Annotated in this window: 1 protein-coding gene; it reads left to right on the forward strand. The window is 60.4% G+C overall.

Annotation, left to right across the window (positions count from 1 at the left end; all coding sequences use genetic code 11):
• The coding region (lon, locus tag AC1DUU_RS32300; protein ID WP_476787365.1) for an endopeptidase La at nt 1–1,302 on the forward strand (1,302 nt) is incomplete at both ends.

Genomic DNA, 1,302 nt, shown 5'->3' on the forward strand with positions numbered 1-1,302 from the left:
GAGCGAGCCGGAGGAGGAAGCGGTCGAGGTTGAGGCGCTTTCGCGTTCGGTGGTTTCCGACTTCGAAAACTACGTCAAGCTGAACAAGAAGATCTCGCCCGAAGTGGTTGGTGCTGCCAGCCAGATCGAGGACTATTCCAAGCTCGCCGATACGGTGGCCTCGCATCTCGCCATCAAGATCACCGAGAAGCAGGAAATGCTCGGCACGCTGTCCGTCAAGGAGCGGCTCGAGAAGGCGATGGGCTTCATGGAAGCCGAGATCTCCGTCCTGCAGGTGGAAAAGCGCATCCGCAGCCGCGTCAAGCGGCAGATGGAGAAGACCCAGCGCGAGTACTACCTCAACGAGCAGATGAAGGCGATTCAGAAGGAGCTCGGCGAAGGCGAGGATGGCCGCGACGAGTCCGCCGAACTCGAGGCGCGCATCAAGAAGACGAAGCTTTCCAAGGAGGCCCGCGAAAAGGCGGACGCCGAGTTGAAGAAGCTGCGCTCGATGTCGCCGATGTCGGCTGAAGCCACCGTCGTGCGCAACTATCTCGACTGGATCCTGTCGATCCCGTGGGGCAAGAATTCCAAGGTCAAGCAGGACCTGAACTTTGCCCAGCAGGTGCTCGACACCGACCACTACGGCCTCGACAAGGTCAAGGACCGTATCGTTGAGTATCTCGCCGTGCAGAGCCGTCAGAAGAAGCTGAAGGGGCCGATCCTGTGCCTCGTTGGCCCTCCCGGCGTCGGCAAGACCTCGCTCGGCAAGTCGATCGCCAAGGCGACCGGCCGTGAGTTCGTGCGCATGGCGCTCGGCGGCGTGCGTGACGAGGCCGAGATCCGCGGTCACCGCCGCACCTATATCGGCTCGATGCCCGGCAAGGTCATCCAGTCGATGAAGAAGGCCAAGAAGTCCAACCCGCTCTTCCTCCTCGACGAGATCGACAAGATGGGCCAGGACTTCCGTGGCGATCCTTCGTCGGCGCTGCTTGAGGTGCTCGATCCGGAACAGAACGCAACGTTCATGGACCACTATCTGGAGGTCGAATATGACCTTTCGAGCGTGATGTTCGTGACGACGGCGAATACGCTGAACATCCCCGCGCCCTTGATGGACCGCATGGAGATCATCCGTATCGCCGGCTACACCGAAGACGAGAAGGTCGAGATCGCCAAGCGGCATCTGATGACCAAGGTCATGAGGGATCATGCCTTGCAGCCAAAGGAGTTCTCTGTCTCCGAGGATGCGATCCGCGGCATCGTCCAGACCTACACGCGTGAAGCAGGTGTCCGTAGCCTTGAGCGCGAGCTGATGAAGCT

The organism is Aminobacter sp. P4_H6_2, assembly GCF_056400805.1.